Raw genomic sequence first — 16,764 nt, forward strand, 5'->3', positions numbered from 1 at the left:
TTAATCTTTGATTGGCACGACCCGGCTGGCAGCAAGCTTGGCACACTCTCGCGCCTGGTTCGTATCGTTGCCATTGGCCAGCGCCACACCCATGCGCCGCCGCTTGAACGATTCCGGTTTGCCGAACAAGCGGATGTCGCTTTGCGGCACGTTGAGTGCATCGACCACGCCGGAAAAGGCAATGCCTGTGGCTTCGATCTGACCGTAAATCACGGCGCTGGCTCCGGGTGCGAGCAATGTTGTATCCACCGGCAACCCCAGAATTGCGCGGGCATGCAAATCGAATTCGCTCTGCTTCTGACTGCACATCGTGACCATGCCGGTGTCGTGCGGCCGCGGACTGACTTCACTGAACCAGACATCATCGCCCTTCACGAACAATTCCACACCAAATATGCCCAGTCCTCCCAGATCATCGGTGATGATTCTGGCTATCTCACGTGCACGCTGTAGCGCCACTGGCGACATTGCTTGCGGTTGCCAGCTTTCGACATAATCGCCATGCACCTGCACATGGCCGATCGGCTCGCAGAAATGTGTGTTGATATTGCCGTAACCATCCCGCGCACGCACGGTCAGTTGCGTGATTTCATAATCGAAATGAATCACACCCTCGACGATGACACGTCCCTGATCGACCCGGCTGCCACTGGCAGCATACTCCCAGGCTGCTTTGACTTCCCCAGCGTGATCGATGCGCGACTGGCCTTTGCCGGACGACGACATCACCGGTTTGACGATGCAGGGGTAGCCAATTTTATTGTCGATTGCCGCTTGTAACTCCGCCAAGCTGTTGGCGAAGGCAAACGGCGATGTCGGCAGCCCCAGCGTTTCCGCTGCCAGACAGCGAATGCCCTCGCGGTTCATCGTCAACCGCACAGCGCGTGCTGTCGGAATCACCGTGGCCAGTCCGGCTTGCTCGATTTCGACCAGCATATCCGTGGCGATTGCTTCGATTTCCGGAACGATGATGTCGGGTCGTTCTTGTTCGACCAGTGCACGCAACGCCTGACCGTCCGCCATGTTGATCACGTGTGCGCGATGCGCCACCTGGTGGCCCGGCGCATTGGCGTAACGATCGACCGCGATGGTTTCAATGCCGAGGCGCTGCAATGCGATGATGACTTCCTTGCCGAGTTCGCCACTGCCGAGCAGCATGACTTTGGTCGCCGATGGACTCAGCGGCGTACCGATGACCGATGGTGTTTTCATAGGTTTCACTCCTGATTGGCTGTTCTTTTTTGATCCTGTTGCTGCAGCGCCCACTGCACATGCTCACGTACCAGTTCGGATGCGTCGTCTGCCCGCCCCTGCAATGCTTGTACGATTTCGGTCGAATACGGTGCATTACCCAAACCAACCGCAATATTGCGCAACCATTGCTGATAGCCGATGCGGCGAATCGCACTGCCGGCCAGTTTGGCTTCGAAGGTAGCTTGATCCCAGCCAAACAGTTCGATCAGCGATACATCGTCCAAGCCGTTACGCACGTGAAAATCAGCTTCCCGTGTAATCTTCGCGTATTTGTTCCACGGACAAATCAACTGACAGTCGTCACAGCCATAGACACGATTACCAATCAGCGGTCGCAACGGCTCCGGTATGCTGTCCTTCATCTCGATAGTCAGATAGGAAATGCAGCGACGCGCATCCAGCCGGTAGGGTGCAGTGATGGCCTGAGTGGGGCAGATATCGATACAGCGGGTGCAACTGCCGCAATAGTTTCCGGTTTCCTCATCGACCGGCAATGGCAGATTGACATACATTTCACCGAGAAAAAACATCGACCCTGCCTGGCGATTCAATAGCAGAGTATGCTTGCCGCGCCAACCCAAGCCGGCTTTCTGAGCCCAGGCTACTTCCATGACCGGTGCACTGTCCGAAAATACCCGATACTGAAAGGTGCCGATCTGCGCTGTCATTCTGTCGGCCAGCTTTTGCAAACGCGCGCGGATCACTTTATGGTAATCGCGCCCCAGCGCGTAACGCGAAATAAATGCCCGGTCGCCGGAATGAATGACTTCCCAGCTATTTTTGATGGACGGCGGCGCATAGTTCATGCATACCGAAATGACCCTCTGCGTACCGGGTTCCAATTCCGCGGGCCGGGTGCGTTTGGTGCCGTGTTTGGCCATATAATCCATATCGCCGTGATATCCTTCACCCAGCCATTTGAACAGACCCGATTCAATTGCGGTCATATCCGCATGCGCATCGGCAATGCGGATATCTTGAAAACCGAGTTCTTTGCCCCACGTTTTAATTGAAAGCGCCACCGACGCATAATCCGATACATTATTTTCCGAGGTATTTTCTTGCATAACACGCCTTCTGCTGATCCTGAATCAGCGCACAAATTAACGTTCTATCTTGCTGATGAAACAGCCATGCTCGATTTGGGTAACCGGATGGCCCGCTTCCTGCAGCCCGGATTGACGATTTTTTTACAGGGCAATCTCGGAGCCGGTAAGACGACACTCGCACGCGGTATTCTACACGGCCTGGGCTATCAGCATGTAGTGAAAAGCCCCACCTATAATTTAGTTGAAATCTATAAAATTTCTAGGTTATACTTGTATCACTTTGATTTTTATCGATTCAATGATCCTCTGGAATGGGAAGAAGCGGGCTTCCGGGAATATTTCAATCCAGCCTCGATCTGTATCGTGGAATGGCCCGAAAAAGCTGAAGATTTACTGCCAATAGCCGATCTCCAGATCACGATCAAGATTCATGACAAGGGTCGAAGTATTGAAATTCGGGCCAGCACGGAACCAGGGATACAATGCCTACAACAGTGGAACACTCAAGAAATGTCCTAACACCTCATGGCGATCGCACCATATCGAAAGCCATGCATCATTCACCTGGGTATTTTCTCGGCGCGATCTGTTTCTTTCTCTTTATCCTGTTTGCTTTTGAGCCGGTACTGGCTGCCCCTACCGCGATCAAGTCCGTTCAAGTCGGGCTGACACCGGATTACACGCGAGTCACTCTGGAATCGAATCAACCCCTGCAATATGAGCTGAGCATGCTCGATAATCCTCATCGGGTAATCATCGACTTGAGCAATATCAAGATCACGCCCACGCTGGCCTCATTACCGCAGAAAATCGATGCCATCGATCCTTTCATCCAAAAGATTCGCATCGGGCAATTCAAACCTGATGTGGTTCGGTTAGTCTTCGACTTGAAATTGCATGTGGTGCCGCGCGCTTTCCTCGTGGCGCCGAAGGAAAATCTGGGGCATCGATTGATTCTGGACATTTATCACCCTGATAAAGCAGCTAAAATCAATTCCGATATCAAAGTGAATCCAACACCTCCAGTTTCTGCAAAGGCCCTGGATCATGAAAGCGATATTCTCGATGAGTTAGTGACTTCGCTGGCCCACAATGCCAAACCGGCTCAGAAACCCGATCCCGCAAAAGATACCCAGCCTCGTCAGACTAAGCAGACCGCGACACCTCAGCCCAAGCAACCAAGCAGTTCGTCGTTAGCAAAAAACCGTAAGCCACTCAAAATCCCCCGCATAATCGTGATTGCCATCGATCCCGGCCACGGCGGCAAGGATCCAGGCGCAGTTGGGAATCAGGGCACGCACGAGAAAGACGTTACCTTGGCAATCGCGCGCAAACTCAAGGAGCGAATCGACCGGGAATCGACAATGCGCGCCATGCTCACGCGCGATGGTGATTATTACGTTTCCCTCCCGCAACGGCGCATCAATGCCCGCCGCGCCAATGCCGATTTGTTCGTATCGATCCATGCCGATGCGAATCCAAAATCCCATGCACGGGGCTCATCGGTATTCACGCTGTCAGAACACGGCGCAACCTCGACTTCGGCAAGTTGGCTGGCCAACAAGGAAAACAGCGTCGACAACGATTTGATGGGTGGAATCGATATCACTTCAAAATCAAAAGACATGAAAGAATTGTTGCTCGATCTGTCATTAAGCGCTACGATCAACGACAGTGTCAAACTGGCCGAGCATGTGCTGAAACAGTTGGGTGACATCAACCACCTGCACAAACGGAATGTCGAACAGGCTGGTTTCGCAGTACTAAAATCGCCGGATATTCCATCAATTCTGGTGGAAACCGCTTTTCTCAGCAATCCGACTGAAGAAGAGAAATTACGTAACACTGCTTATCAAAATAAAATGGCAGATGCTGTTTTTCTGGGCATCAAAAATTACTTTTCAAACAATCCGGCGCTGACTCGCGCCGAAATGGCGCAAGCCAAATAAATCGTTACGCTATCGCGGCGGCAGCACCCCGCAATTGCATTGATGCCATGCAAGCACTACACTAAATTCCGGTAGAAAATCCTTTTACTGCGTTATCATGACCGTAATAAAACGCCGCATTGCTGCGAAAAGGACGAGATACTCCGTTGAAAATAATCAAGGATTCATGCATACCCATAAGCCGACGACTCACTGGTATCGATTGAAAAATGACCACGGTACTGAATGCATCGTACTGGTTGGAAACTATACGCTGATGGCATTGGAACATGTGATGGGCGCGTTGACGAACGAACTGATCCAACAAGCTGCCAAACCTGATATACGATGGGATTTAACCGGCATCAAGCATATCGACACTGCCGGCATCGCGATGTTATGGCGCGTCTGGCAGGAGCAACGTCCGGCAAGTTTAGTATTGCGCCCAGAGCACGAAAAGATGATTGCGCGATTGGAGCAAGCTCCGGTACTTCCACCGGAAACCGGTGACCGCAGCTTTCTGCGGCCAGTCACACACCTCGGAGAATTGGCGTTGGTGCTATGGCAGCATGCCGTGGGACTGGTGACACTGATCGGACAGTTATTGATGGATGCGATCTACTTGGCTCGGCATCCCATAAATATTCCCTGGCGTGAAATTTCAGCGAATTTGTTTCGAACCGGCGCGCAGGCATTGGGCATTACCGCGCTGGTCGGGTTTCTGATCGGTATTGTGCTGAGCTATTTATCGTCCAAGCAATTGCAATTATTTGGTGCCGATATTTTTATTATCAACATCCTTGGCATCAGTATCATCCGAGAACTTGGGCCCATGCTCGCAGCAATCCTCGTAGCCGGCCGCTCCGGATCATCGATGACCGCACAGCTTGGGGTCATGCGCGTCACTCAGGAACTCGATGCGTTGACGGTCATGGGAATCTCCCATAGCCAGCGCTTGATCCTGCCCAAAATTCTGGGTCTTGGCATCGCCATGCCATTGCTGGTGATATGGACGAGCGCAATCGCCTTAATGGGCGGCATGGTTGCCGCAGAATTGCAATTGGGATTGAGTTATCAGTATTTCATTACTGCACTGCCGGATTCAGTTCCAATCGCCAATTTATGGCTTGGATTAGGCAAAGGCGTCGTCTGCGGCATGATCATTGCGTTGATTGCGTGTCATTTTGGCTTGCGCATCAAGCCCAATACCGAGAGCCTGGGAGAAGGCACCACTACGTCCGTGGTGACCGCCATTACGATGGTGATCATCATTGATGCGATTTTCGCTATATTATTTTCCGATGTAGGATTGACATAAACCCATGACAAAAACTGATGACATCGTTGAAATTAAGGATCTTCAGACGCGTTTTGGCGATCATGTCGTTCATCAAGATATCAATCTATCTGTCTATCGCGGGGAAATTCTGACGCTCATCGGCGGCTCAGGCAGTGGTAAAACGACGCTGCTGCGCCAGATGCTCGGCCTGGAAAAACCCTCTCATGGCAGTGTCAGAGTTTTTGGTAAGCCTGCGCGCGGCGCTAGCCTCAATCCCCAGCGCAAACATATTCGCAATCGCTCTGGCGTACTGTTTCAACAGGGTGCATTATTCAGCGCACTGACCGTGTTCGATAATGTCGCGTTGCCTCTGCGCGAATTGCATACGCTCAGTGAACCCGTCATTCATGATTTGGTGATGATCAAACTCGATATGGTGGCGATAGCACCAGAGCATGCCTATAAAATGCCCGCTACGCTTTCCGGCGGAATGATCAAGCGTGTCGCTCTGGCGCGCGCCCTTGCGTTGGATCCAGAACTATTGTTTCTGGATGAGCCGACAGCCGGGTTGGATCCTGAACTCAGCGAGAGCTTCGTGGATTTGATACTGACTCTACGCAGCGAAATGGACTTAACGATTGTCATGGTAACTCATGACCTCGATACGTTGGTCGCCTTATCGGATCGCATTGCGGTCCTGGCAGATCAACATGTGATCATCGCCGGCACATTGAGCGAGGTCTGCCAGCATCATCATCCCTTCATCAGCAGTTATTTCAAAAGCATACGGCATAAATTCGATCAACGAAATCCTTCGGAGTCCACATGGAAAACCGCGCCCATGCCCTCGTAGCCGGATTGTTTGTCATTTTTCTCAGTATCACGATCGCATTGGTCGCGATGTGGTTCAGTGGAAACAACGTCAAACGCAACAGCTACTGGGTCGTTACGAAAGAATCTGTCAGTGGGCTGAATCCGCAATCGGCTGTGCTTTATCGCGGCGTGAATATCGGCAAAGTCGAAAGCATCCAATTTGATCCTGAAAACCCGCAACAAATACTCATCCATGTATTAATCGACGAAAATGTATCCTTGAGCAAGACCGTCTACGCGCAATTGGGTTATCAGGGCGTCACCGGCTTGGCCTATATTCAATTGAATGACAACGAAGTGGGTAACGAAAAATTGTCGAGTGATGAGCGCATTCCGATGCGGCGCTCGTTGCTCGAGGAAGTTGCAGGATCGGGTCAGGACTTGCTCAGCAATGTCAATCAACTGATCCTGAAATTGCATCAATTACTTGACGATCAGAATCGCACCCATGTCTCGCAAATTCTCAAGAATGTTGAAAAAGCCACCAACAATATCGATAAGATTACCGGAAACGCCCAACCCGTGATGTCATCCTTCACCGATCTCACCATTGAATCGGCGACCCTGGTCAAGCGCCTGGATCAGTTATTGGCTGAAATCAATCTCGCAGTCGCAAAAGCCAATCAAAAAGAAGGCATTTTTGAGAATTTGTCGCTGAGTGTGCAGGAATTGGCGTCAACCCTACCTGAAATTCAGCGGGCAAGCACCAGTGTGACCAGGACATCCACCAAGCTGGAGCGCGTGTTGCAATCGCTGGAAGAAAACCCGCAAAGCTTGTTGTTTGGTCGTTCTCCGCCCGCCCCAGGGCCGGGGGAGACGGGTTTCGTATCGCCGATGGAGAATCGCCCATGAAAAAAATAGTAATGACCGTCTGCGCAGTTTGCTTTTTTTCAGGCTGCGCCGCGATTCAAAAAGCGCCCGTTGCTATTGCAACCTATGATTTCAGTCAGCAATCTGCATCTCATCAGAACCCAAAAACATTTCAGACTCAGAAAAAAAGTCTGTTGATTACCGATGCCACGGTGCCCACGTGGCTCGATAGCACCGCTATTCATTATCGACTGCGCTATCACAATCCAGCGCAATCCTATAGTTATGCCAGCAGCCGTTGGATTGCCCCCCCCGCTGCAATGCTCACTTCCAAAATCCGTGACCGCATCATCACGGATACTCAAGGACAAGTGATCAAAAGCAACACGATCGCCAACGCCGATTACACCCTGCATATTGATTTGGATGAGCTCGTTCAAGTATTTGATACGCCTGATGACAGTCATGGAATGATTGCGATACGCGTCAGTTTGATCGAACGCAGCACTCGGCGGATCCTTGCTCAGAGTGATTTCAAGGCTCAGCAAGAATCATCGTCTGCCAACGCGGAAGGCGCAGTGTTTGCGTTGAGCGCGGCCAGCGATCAATTAATCGATGAATTGATCGAATGGCTCGCCTTGCAATTACCGCCCAATGCCGCTCCGGCCAAAAGACATCATTGAAGAAGTTTTGCAAAAATTTCGTTCAACCAATGCTGCACATCAGGTTTTTCGGCATCGAGGCCAAAATGCTCATGTGCACTTCGTGAATTGCACGTGTTGAACCATTTCACCGAGCATGACCTTCACCCTGCCTTTTTTCAAGACCTGCTCCATTGCAAGTTTGATTAAATTTGTGTCCTGTTATGTTAGTATCCCGCACATGACCGTTAGATGAGACCTTCGTTGTGCGTTTATTCATTACTCTATTGCTTGCAACTTATTTATTCAGTGGCTGTGGTCTGAAAGGCCCTTTGTATCTGCCTCAAACTGACGAACCCAATCGTGCTTCGACCAATGAAACTGAAAAAAAATGAGTGGATTCCCTGAATTTATCTATCGAAATGATGAGCTTTTCATTGAATCCGTTCCTTTAAAACAGATTGCCGAGAAGTTTGGAACACCGTGCTATGTCTATTCTCGCAATGCCCTGACTCAAGCTTATCAAGAATTCGACTCCGCATTTGCGGACCGCAACCACCTGATCTGTTATGCGGTTAAAGCCAATTCCAATATTGCGATACTCAACCTTCTGGCACGCTTGGGCAGCGGATTCGATATCGTCTCCGGAGGAGAATTACAGCGCGTCATCAGAGCCGGCGGCGATCCGCACAAGACTGTTTTTTCCGGCGTAGGAAAAACCATCGATGAAATGAAAATGGCGCTGGATATCGGCATCCTGTGCTTCAATGTCGAATCCGAGGCAGAATTGGTGGCACTCAATCACGTTGCAAACAGCATGGGCAAGATTGCCCCTGTCAGTCTGCGCGTCAATCCGGATGTGGATGCTAAAACCCACCCATACATATCGACAGGTCTCAAAGAGAATAAATTTGGCGTTCCTTCTGATGAAGCGATGAGGATTTATCAGTCTGCGCATGCATATCCTCATGTTCGCTTTAGCGGTCTGGATTGTCATATCGGTTCACAATTAACTGAACTGACGCCGTTCATGCAGGCCAGCAACAAGCTACTCGACTTGTTGAATACCGTTCAATCAGCAGGCCTGACCATTACTCATCTGGATCTGGGAGGCGGCTTGGGTATTCGCTATCGCAACGAATCACCTCCCTCCATCAAGGAATATGTCTCTGCACTATGCGCAAGTACTCAATCTGTCAGTCAGCGTCTATTGATCGAACCCGGCCGTTCCCTCATCGGGAATGCCGGCATCCTGCTCACCCGAGTCGGGTATCTCAAGCATACGCCGGCGCGTAATTTTGCCATCGTCGATGCCGCGATGAACGATCTGATGCGTCCGGCGCTGTACGATGCCTACCATGACATTCTTCCCGTTATCAAAGATATGCAGGCAACGACGAATTATCAGATTGTCGGGCCGGTGTGCGAAACCGGCGATTTTCTTGGGCATGATCGCAATTTGCATCTCGCGCAAGGCGATTTGCTGGCAGTCATGTCGGCGGGAGCGTATGGCATGAGCATGAGCTCAAATTACAATACTCGACCGCGTGCTGCTGAAGTCATGGTCGATGGATCGATCACCCACCTGATCCGCCGGCGTGAAACAACAGAGCAATTGATAGGCTCCGAGTGCTTATTGCCGTGATGAAGAGGACAAACATGCTTAAACCGGCAGCGCCCGAACACTCGATGATGAATTCGTAATGACCAACCTTCCTAGCACTGAAGATGAGCGATATCAGGATTTCATCCTGCAAGGTGTATCCCGCACCTTCGCATTGACCATTCCGCAGTTACCGGAAGCGCTTCGCCGTGTCATTGGGAACGCCTATTTACTGTGCCGCATTACCGACACCATAGAAGATGACAATGCACTCACATCAGAACAAACCCGGCAATTATCCGAAATGTTTTCTGAAGTCGTCAGCGGAAACACTTGCGCAGAAGAATTTTCCCAAACTTTATATCCGCTTCTTTCGGATCACACCATTCCAGCAGAGCACGATTTAATCAAGAATACCGCTGCTGTCATCCGGATCACGCACAGTTTCAATCCGACGCAGCGCGCCGCACTGGAACGTTGTGTCCGGATCATGGCAAAAGGAATGGCCGACTATCAGGAAACTGAATCCCTGGCTGGCCTAAAGGACTTATCCGCCATGAATCAGTACTGCTATTTTGTCGCTGGCGTGGTGGGTGAGATGCTAACCGAGCTATTTTGTGATTATTCCCCGACAATCAATCATCACAAACCCGTACTGATGAAGCTCTCAGTATCCTTTGGGCAAGGATTACAAATGACCAATATTCTCAAAGATATCTGGGAAGATCGTCAGCGCGGCGCCTGTTGGCTGCCTCAGGATATCTTCGATAAGCATGGTTTTGATCTCAAGAATTTAACACCGGGAATGACCGATGAGAAATTTCAGGCAGGATTGGCAGAACTGCTGGGCATCGCCAAAAGCCATTTACGTAATGCGCTGATATATACCCACCTGATTCCTCCCGAGGAAAAAGGAATTCGACGCTTTTGTCTCTGGGCTATCGGTATGGCCATTTTAACCCTCAATAACATCAACAAGAATCGAAGCTTCTCAGAAGCCAATCAGGTTAAAATCAACCGCCGCAGCGTCAAGGCAACCATCATTGCAACGAGTTTATTTGCCCGCTATAACTGGGCCTTGAATCTATTATTCGAAATCACGTCAAAAAACCTTCCCGATGCCGGATCATTCACCGACGTGATTCTCAGCGATCACATCAAAAATCCATAACTTTTGCAAGTATGATCAATTGATTCCACACATTGTTTCCCTATGAAATCATTAGTTACCGGTGCTACAGGGTTTCTCGGCTCGGCTGTGATGCGATGTCTGGTTGCTGCGAATCACGATGTGCGCGTACTGGTACGACCGGACAGTAATCGAAAAAATCTTGAAAACTTCCCGGTAGAAATTGTCGAAGGTGACCTACTGGATCACACTTCTCTCCACCGGGCAGTTGATGGCTGCGATTATTTATTTCACGTTGCCGCTGACTACCGTTTGTGGGTGCCTGATCCGGAAATCATGCACAAAATCAATGTCACGGGTACTGAGGCATTGATTTTGGCAGCAGCCGAAGCAAACCTGAAGCGTATCGTTTATACCAGCAGTGTTGCGGCATTGGGGCTCCTTTCGGATGGATCACCGGCTAACGAAGAAACCCCTTCCGATTACTCCGCCATCCGGGGAAACTACAAACGATCAAAATACCAAGCCGAACAAACAGTGAAACAACTGACGATGAAACATCAATTACCGTTGATCATCGTCAATCCCTCGACCCCGATTGGCCCGGGAGATATCCGTCCCACTCCGACTGGACGCATTGTATTGGATACGCTGATGGGACGCATGCCCGCCTATGTCGATACCGGCCTCAACATTGCCCATGTCGATGATATCGCAGAAGGACATTTGCTCGCGCTGCGACAGGGACAGTTTGGACAGCAATACATCTTGGGCGGCGATAACTTGACCTTATTTCAAATCCTTCAATATATCGATGAAATCTCAGGAACCTCTCAAAACCGTATCAATATACCTACCAACATCATGCTTCCATTAGCCTGGTGTATGGAAAAAATCGCAGTGCTCACTCACCGCGAACCACGGGCGACTGTCGATAGTATCCATATGGCAAAGAAACTGATGTTCTTCTCCAGCTTAAAAGCCGAGCGTGAGCTCGGTTACCGCCATCGACCCGCTATCGAAGCACTCAGGGACGCGGTCAAATGGTTCAGAGATAACGAATATTGCCAATAACGATTCAAAAACCCATTCAGGAATTTCAAGAAAACCACTGCGCTAACTCAACGTTCTACTCTTCGTAGAACCACTGAAAATGAGGCATTACACTCGAATATTTTTTTCTCTACCTCAATAAGAATTTTCGAGAATCCGTCTAAACTTTCACCTCGAACTGTCGATAAAAAAAGCACACATAAAACCCTATAAACCAGTTAATTAATTTGCAAATTGAATTCAGTTTGATTAATTCTGGTTATTCATAAAATGGCGCTTGTTTACGGAGAGAAATATGCCTGATAAAAATTTAAAATTCTTGGTGGTGGATGATTTTTCTACGATGCGTAGAATCGTCCGCAATCTTTTGAAAGAACTCGGATTCGTCAATGTCGATGAGGCTGAGGATGGCGCAATAGCGTTACGCAAATTACAGGAAGGAAATTTTGATTTTGTGGTATCGGACTGGAATATGCCCAATATGGATGGGTTAACCATGCTGCAAAATGTCCGTGCCAATGAAGCACTCAAAAATATTCCGGTACTCATGGTCACTGCTGAAGCCAAAAAAGAAAATATCGTTGCAGCCGCACAAGCCGGGGCCAGCGGTTACATAGTAAAACCTTTTACGGCAGCCGTTCTCGAAGAAAAATTGAATAAGATTTTCCAAAATATGGAAGCCAAGATAGCAGTAAAAGCCTAACAACCCTTTTCATCTCTTCATTACATCACGACGAGTCCGAAATGAATACAAAACGTCTTATAAAAGCAAAAATCACTGATATTCCTCTAGAAACTACCGCTACAAAATCAAAAAAATCCGTCAAATCAACCAAAACAGCAAAGATTACTGCCATTCACGAACTAGATCACCCAATAGCCGTTACTAACAAGAAAGTGATTGATCAGATCGGGCAACTCACCCGGAACTTGCATGATAGTCTGCGAGAATTGGGATATGACAAGCGTTTGGAAATGATCGCTGCGGAAGTGCCCGAAGCGCAGGACAAGCTTTCATATGTTGCCAGCAAAACCGAACAGGCTGCTGAACGCACATTGAATGCGACGGAACTCGCCATGCCCATTCAAGAAAAGCTATCCGCAGATGCAATCAACTTGTCAGAACAGTGGAAGCACGCACTTGAAACACAGCAAGCTCATCCAGATACAGAAACATTCAAGACACTACTGATCAATACGCTTCATTATCTCGACACAGTCCCGGAACACGCAAACGCAACCAATGCTCAATTAATGGAAATAATGATGGCTCAGGATTTTCAGGATCTCACAGGTCAAGTGATCAAAAAAATCACGCATATGGTGCAAAGTCTGGAAAAAGATTTAATCGATCTATTATTGGCCAATGTACCCAATAAAAAACCGGCTGCTGTCACAAATGAAGGACTTTTGAATGGGCCGGTCACCAATCCTGAGAAACAAACCGACGTCGTATGCAATCAAGATCAGGTCGATGACCTTTTAGCGAGTCTCGGATTTTGATGTTAGCGTGATTTAAAGCAAGACGCAGTTTTTGAAACCACCGGAAACGGTGGTTTTTCACATCCACACTCCTAATATCACGTATCGTCCGGATTCTGAATATCCAAATTTTTCCAGATGCACTGCTGATTACTTTCACGAGCTATTTTCTCCAGAACCGTAGCATGCTGTGCACATTCTTCAACAGTTGCCTGAATGATTCTGAAATTGAAATGACTGAGATCAGTCATTGAAGTATGAATGAATTCGGTATGCTCGAAATCCATCAGCAGACTTTCCTGGCCTCGCGTCATCGCCAAATAAACTTCGGCCAGTAACTCGGCATCCAATAACGCGCCGTGAAGTGTACGCCGTGAATTATCGATGCTGTACCGTTCGCATAAGGCATCCAGATTGTTTCGTTTGCCCGGATGAAGCTCTTTGGCTAATTTCAAGGTGTCGGTGATCTGCCGGCAATGACTTTCCAAGGATTGAAGATTGACCAGATTCAATTCATGGTTGAGAAAGCCGACATCAAAGGGCGCATTGTGAATGATGAGTTCGGCATCATGAATGAAACTCAGAAATTCTTTCGATATCTCGATAAACTTTGGTTTATCTTGTAGAAACTCTGTGGTTAGGCCGTGAACTTGCAAGGCGCCTTCATCGCTGTCACGCCCTGGATTGAGGTAATAATGAAAATGATGCCCGGTCAGCATCCGGTTGCTTACCTCGACTGCGGCTATTTCAACGATCCGATGACCCTGCTTATGCTCAAGTCCGGTCGTTTCAGTATCCAATATGATCTGCCGCATATCAACGAGAAGCAGCGGTGTCTTCCACTGCCACTAATTCGATCCCGCGATTTGCCAATTGATCCGCCCGTTCATTGTCATCATGCCCAGAGTGACCCCGCACCCAAAACCATTCGATGTCATGCTGTTGAGCCAGTTGATCCAATAATTTCCATAAGTCTTCATTTTTAACCGGTTTTTTTCCTGCAGTATACCAATTGCGTATTTTCCATGCTTCGATCCACTCACTGATGCCTTTTTGCACATATCGTGAATCGGTATGTAATTGCACCTTGCACGGCTGTTTCAATGCTTCCAGAGCTCGAATTGCGGCCAGTAATTCCATACGATTATTGGTCGTTAATTTTTCTCCACCGAAGATTTCACGCTCGTGACCGCCATAACGCAATAGCGCGCCCCACCCTCCGATGCCAGGGTTGCCCTTGCAAGCTCCATCAGTATAAATTTCAACGACTTTCATAGCGGTTAGCTTGGTTCATCATCAATCCGACGTAAATTTTCAATACCTGGCCTCATAGTGGATGTTCTATTAAGTTTCTGAGTCGCGGGTGCCATCCGTTCTTTCGTATCCAGGCAATGCTTCCAGCCGGGTTTGATAATGCGCATGCCATGCGTGCGTTTAATGGCGTGCAAAAAAAAGACACCGCCCGAGATCGGCCACCAACGATCTCCCGCTGCTTCCATGAATTTAAAGCGCTGACGCCATTTCTCTTGCTTAAATGGCGGTACATAGCAGCATAACCGCCCTCCCGCCATTTCAAAATCCAGCAGTTTCAACCAATCTTTCAGACGTGACAAGGAAATAAAACGCCCATTCCACGGAAACTCATGTCGTGAGGATTGAAGATAGTGACAACTTCCCCACAGGCTGAATGGGTTGAACCCGGATATCACGATGTGTCCTTCGGGAATCAAGATCCGATGAACTTCGCGCAGAATCTGATGTGGATTGGTATTAAACTCCAATACATGCGGCAGGATGGCCAGATCCATACTATTATTCTGGATCGGCAGAAAATCCACCAATGCCCGTAATGAGACCTGATGCTCAAGTCCGATTGAGAAATGTAGCGGCATTCTGTTCAAGCGAAGAAAATTGAACTGAGGAAGCCCGATCTGGACCGCATTATAGCCAAAGATATTGGCTACGGCTTGATCAAAATAGCGATACTCATGATCGATCAAATATTGACCCAATGAGGACTCAAACCATTGCTGAGTATTTTGCATTATCATCATGAATTTGCATGTTTATTGAATCAAAAGCAAGGCGAGACTAAGTAACTGAAGCATATCAAATTTTTGAGTGATTCTTGCATGGAGACCTGATGTTAACCGTTGATCCCATACCTGCTTTTACCGACAATTATATCTGGATTATCCATGACCAGACGCATGCGGTTATTGTAGACCCAGGCACTGCTTCTCCCGTTATTGAGTACCTGCGTTCCAGAAAATTGCAACTCATCGCAATTCTGGTCACTCATCACCATGCCGATCATACCCAGGGTATCAGTGATTTATTGCAGTCATTTGATGTTCCCGTCTATGGTCCGCGCAATGAAAACATCCTGCATGTGTCCCATCCCCTGCAAGAGAACGATCACATTCATTTAAATGAACTATCTCTCAGCCTCACCGTGCTGGATACCCCAGGGCATACCAAGGGCCATGTTGCCTATTATGTCCGTCACCCGGCGGACATGGTATTTTGCGGGGATACATTATTCTCATGTGGATGCGGTAAAATGTTTGAGGGAACCGCACAGCAGTTCTTTCATTCCCTGCAGAGGCTATCTCAATTGCCTGATGATACATTGGTTTATTGTACTCACGAATACACGCTCAATAATATTCGCTTTGCCAAAGAAGTCGATCCCGGCAATCCAGCGCTGCTTGACTTTGAAAAGAAAGCCCAGGAGTTACGAAATCGCAAAGTTCCAACCATTCCGACGACCATTGCATTGGAAAAGAAAGTCAATCCTTTCCTGCGGTGTAACCAATCCGCCATCATCCAAAGCGTACAGAATCACTTCTCACGCGTCGTCTTAGATCCCGTAGAAAGATTCAGGCTATTACGAGAATGGAAAAATAATTTTTAAAAAGTAAATAGCTGGCTCAAATGCAAAAGGCAATTCGACCCAATATTTCGGCTCCAGGGTCAAATTGCCTTATTTCAATGTCTTAGAAGGCAAAAATTGCCTTGCATTTATTTATTTTTTGGGTTTAGCAGCTCGTAATACTGGATAGTGCTGGATGAAAACCATATCCTGCGCGGCATTGGCCTTATGGCAGGCGGCACAAGCGTCATCGGCCTGGATTGCACCTTGTTTGGCGTCATAGGATTCAAAGCCGAAGAATGCCCAGTTACCTGGTTTATCAGGGTAACGTTTCGAATCTTTTACCATCGCGGCAATACCGTTGAATTCGCCTGGGAAATAACCATTTCCGCTCGCAGATTGCTTAGTACCGACACTGACTAATTCTTTAACGATAACTGTCCCATCGCGAAACTCGCCAGTTTTTTTCCAGTGATTCCAGCTGGCTGGATCGATATAGGTATTGTGAAACTCGGGAAATGCAGGTTTGCCATCATTCATATCATTGGGAGTAACGGGTCCGCCGACAAAAATCCATTCACGGTAATCTTTTGGAGTAAGTAATACGTTGTCTTTTGTAAAGGCACCAAAATTGTGATCTTTGTGATGCGCGTGATGAGCATCCGAGGCTACCACTGGACTTGCCAGTACAATGGATAATAATGCTGGAGCGATACCACCGAATAACGTCTTTCTAAACTGTAACATAATTAGCCCTTAAAATAATTAGTCGCACCTGAGAAACCATC

At 48.4% G+C, this 16,764-nt stretch carries 19 protein-coding genes; 13 read left to right on the forward strand and 6 right to left on the reverse strand.

What is annotated here, in order from left to right; all coding sequences use genetic code 11:
- Together purT and queG are read right to left on the reverse strand one after the other, a co-directional pair.
- The gene (gene purT, locus ABF87_RS01795; protein ID WP_160827423.1) at positions 1-1,212 is read right to left on the reverse strand and encodes a formate-dependent phosphoribosylglycinamide formyltransferase; all 1,212 of its coding nucleotides are present in this window, start codon (positions 1,210-1,212) and stop codon (positions 1-3) included.
- Positions 1,213-1,217: 5 nt separating this feature from the next.
- On the reverse strand, positions 1,218-2,321 hold the full coding sequence (gene queG, locus ABF87_RS01800) for a tRNA epoxyqueuosine(34) reductase QueG (RefSeq protein ID WP_160827424.1): 1,104 nt from the start codon (positions 2,319-2,321) through the stop codon (positions 1,218-1,220).
- On the opposite strand from queG, the gene tsaE reads away from it, so the two are divergent.
- From tsaE to cheZ, 12 genes are all read left to right on the forward strand, one after another.
- Positions 2,316-2,822 (forward strand): tRNA (adenosine(37)-N6)-threonylcarbamoyltransferase complex ATPase subunit type 1 TsaE, encoded by a 507-nt coding sequence (gene tsaE, locus ABF87_RS01805; protein ID WP_275689394.1) that lies wholly within the window; start codon positions 2,316-2,318, stop codon positions 2,820-2,822. The two genes, queG and tsaE, sit on opposite strands and share 6 nt — an antisense overlap.
- Entirely contained in the window at positions 2,786-4,252 is a 1,467-nt protein-coding gene (locus tag ABF87_RS01810) for an N-acetylmuramoyl-L-alanine amidase (RefSeq protein WP_240143474.1), read from the forward strand. The genes tsaE and ABF87_RS01810 overlap by 37 nt, the downstream gene beginning before the upstream one ends.
- Before the next feature lie 166 nt (positions 4,253-4,418).
- Positions 4,419-5,549 (forward strand): ABC transporter permease, encoded by a 1,131-nt coding sequence (locus ABF87_RS01815; RefSeq protein ID WP_160827425.1) that lies wholly within the window; start codon positions 4,419-4,421, stop codon positions 5,547-5,549.
- Between the two features lie 4 nt (positions 5,550-5,553).
- The gene (locus ABF87_RS01820) at positions 5,554-6,363 is read left to right on the forward strand and encodes an ATP-binding cassette domain-containing protein (RefSeq protein ID WP_160827426.1); all 810 of its coding nucleotides are present in this window, start codon (positions 5,554-5,556) and stop codon (positions 6,361-6,363) included.
- Entirely contained in the window at positions 6,336-7,235 is a 900-nt protein-coding gene (locus ABF87_RS01825; RefSeq protein ID WP_160827427.1) for an MlaD family protein, read from the forward strand. The genes ABF87_RS01820 and ABF87_RS01825 overlap by 28 nt, the downstream gene beginning before the upstream one ends.
- Positions 7,232-7,876, forward strand: coding sequence for an ABC-type transport auxiliary lipoprotein family protein (locus tag ABF87_RS01830; RefSeq protein WP_160827428.1), 645 nt, complete (start codon positions 7,232-7,234; stop codon positions 7,874-7,876). The genes ABF87_RS01825 and ABF87_RS01830 overlap by 4 nt, the downstream gene beginning before the upstream one ends.
- 224 nt (positions 7,877-8,100) lie before the next feature.
- The gene (locus ABF87_RS01835; RefSeq protein WP_160827429.1) at positions 8,101-8,229 is read left to right on the forward strand and encodes a lipoprotein; all 129 of its coding nucleotides are present in this window, start codon (positions 8,101-8,103) and stop codon (positions 8,227-8,229) included.
- The gene (lysA, locus tag ABF87_RS01840) at positions 8,226-9,479 is read left to right on the forward strand and encodes a diaminopimelate decarboxylase (protein ID WP_160827430.1); all 1,254 of its coding nucleotides are present in this window, start codon (positions 8,226-8,228) and stop codon (positions 9,477-9,479) included. The genes ABF87_RS01835 and lysA overlap by 4 nt, the downstream gene beginning before the upstream one ends.
- Positions 9,480-9,537: 58 nt before the next feature.
- Positions 9,538-10,608: a phytoene/squalene synthase family protein gene (locus tag ABF87_RS01845; RefSeq protein WP_160827431.1), complete on the forward strand. Its 1,071-nt coding sequence runs from the start codon at positions 9,538-9,540 to the stop codon at positions 10,606-10,608.
- Positions 10,609-10,650: 42 nt separating this feature from the next.
- A complete protein-coding gene (gene hpnA, locus ABF87_RS01850) occupies positions 10,651-11,640 on the forward strand; it encodes a hopanoid-associated sugar epimerase (protein ID WP_160827432.1) in 990 nt (329 codons plus the stop codon).
- A gap of 274 nt (positions 11,641-11,914) precedes the next feature.
- Positions 11,915-12,322, forward strand: a complete 408-nt coding sequence (gene cheY, locus ABF87_RS01855; protein WP_160827433.1) for a chemotaxis response regulator CheY — start codon at positions 11,915-11,917, stop codon at positions 12,320-12,322.
- A gap of 41 nt (positions 12,323-12,363) precedes the next feature.
- Positions 12,364-13,122, forward strand: coding sequence for a protein phosphatase CheZ (gene cheZ, locus ABF87_RS01860; protein ID WP_160827434.1), 759 nt, complete (start codon positions 12,364-12,366; stop codon positions 13,120-13,122).
- A gap of 77 nt (positions 13,123-13,199) precedes the next feature.
- Here cheZ and dnaQ read toward each other — a convergent pair whose 3' ends face one another.
- Genes dnaQ through ABF87_RS01875 form a run of 3 tightly spaced genes read right to left on the reverse strand, consistent with a single transcriptional unit; the run spans position 13,200 to position 15,155 of the window.
- Positions 13,200-13,916, reverse strand: a complete 717-nt coding sequence (gene dnaQ / locus ABF87_RS01865; protein WP_160827435.1) for a DNA polymerase III subunit epsilon — start codon at positions 13,914-13,916, stop codon at positions 13,200-13,202.
- 1 nt (position 13,917) lies between these two features.
- Entirely contained in the window at positions 13,918-14,376 is a 459-nt protein-coding gene (rnhA, locus tag ABF87_RS01870; protein ID WP_160827436.1) for a ribonuclease HI, read from the reverse strand.
- Positions 14,377-14,381: 5 nt separating this feature from the next.
- A complete protein-coding gene (locus ABF87_RS01875; protein WP_160827437.1) occupies positions 14,382-15,155 on the reverse strand; it encodes a methyltransferase domain-containing protein in 774 nt (257 codons plus the stop codon).
- A gap of 89 nt (positions 15,156-15,244) precedes the next feature.
- On the opposite strand from ABF87_RS01875, the gene gloB reads away from it, so the two are divergent.
- The gene (gloB, locus tag ABF87_RS01880) at positions 15,245-16,018 is read left to right on the forward strand and encodes a hydroxyacylglutathione hydrolase (protein ID WP_160827438.1); all 774 of its coding nucleotides are present in this window, start codon (positions 15,245-15,247) and stop codon (positions 16,016-16,018) included.
- 111 nt (positions 16,019-16,129) lie between these two features.
- On the opposite strand, the gene ABF87_RS01885 is transcribed toward gloB, so the two are convergent.
- A complete protein-coding gene (locus ABF87_RS01885; protein ID WP_160827439.1) occupies positions 16,130-16,723 on the reverse strand; it encodes a cytochrome P460 family protein in 594 nt (197 codons plus the stop codon).
- Positions 16,724-16,764 lie beyond the last annotated feature (41 nt).

Source organism: Nitrosomonas sp. JL21, from assembly GCF_009833095.1.
GTDB lineage: Bacteria > Pseudomonadota > Gammaproteobacteria > Burkholderiales > Nitrosomonadaceae > Nitrosomonas.

Coding starts and splice junctions, on each gene's coding strand:
- purT (WP_160827423.1), bottom strand. CDS start 1,212: ATGAAAACACCATCGGTCATCGGTACGCCGCTGAGTCCATCGGCGACC.
- queG (WP_160827424.1), bottom strand. CDS start 2,321: ATGCAAGAAAATACCTCGGAAAATAATGTATCGGATTATGCGTCGGTG.
- ABF87_RS01810 (WP_240143474.1), top strand. CDS start 2,786: ATGCCTACAACAGTGGAACACTCAAGAAATGTCCTAACACCTCATGGC.
- ABF87_RS01815 (WP_160827425.1), top strand. CDS start 4,419: ATGCATACCCATAAGCCGACGACTCACTGGTATCGATTGAAAAATGAC.
- ABF87_RS01820 (WP_160827426.1), top strand. CDS start 5,554: ATGACAAAAACTGATGACATCGTTGAAATTAAGGATCTTCAGACGCGT.
- ABF87_RS01825 (WP_160827427.1), top strand. CDS start 6,336: ATGGAAAACCGCGCCCATGCCCTCGTAGCCGGATTGTTTGTCATTTTT.
- ABF87_RS01830 (WP_160827428.1), top strand. CDS start 7,232: ATGAAAAAAATAGTAATGACCGTCTGCGCAGTTTGCTTTTTTTCAGGC.
- lysA (WP_160827430.1), top strand. CDS start 8,226: ATGAGTGGATTCCCTGAATTTATCTATCGAAATGATGAGCTTTTCATT.
- ABF87_RS01845 (WP_160827431.1), top strand. CDS start 9,538: ATGACCAACCTTCCTAGCACTGAAGATGAGCGATATCAGGATTTCATC.
- hpnA (WP_160827432.1), top strand. CDS start 10,651: ATGAAATCATTAGTTACCGGTGCTACAGGGTTTCTCGGCTCGGCTGTG.
- cheY (WP_160827433.1), top strand. CDS start 11,915: ATGCCTGATAAAAATTTAAAATTCTTGGTGGTGGATGATTTTTCTACG.
- cheZ (WP_160827434.1), top strand. CDS start 12,364: ATGAATACAAAACGTCTTATAAAAGCAAAAATCACTGATATTCCTCTA.
- dnaQ (WP_160827435.1), bottom strand. CDS start 13,916: ATGCGGCAGATCATATTGGATACTGAAACGACCGGACTTGAGCATAAG.
- rnhA (WP_160827436.1), bottom strand. CDS start 14,376: ATGAAAGTCGTTGAAATTTATACTGATGGAGCTTGCAAGGGCAACCCT.
- ABF87_RS01875 (WP_160827437.1), bottom strand. CDS start 15,155: ATGATGATAATGCAAAATACTCAGCAATGGTTTGAGTCCTCATTGGGT.
- gloB (WP_160827438.1), top strand. CDS start 15,245: ATGTTAACCGTTGATCCCATACCTGCTTTTACCGACAATTATATCTGG.
- ABF87_RS01885 (WP_160827439.1), bottom strand. CDS start 16,723: ATGTTACAGTTTAGAAAGACGTTATTCGGTGGTATCGCTCCAGCATTA.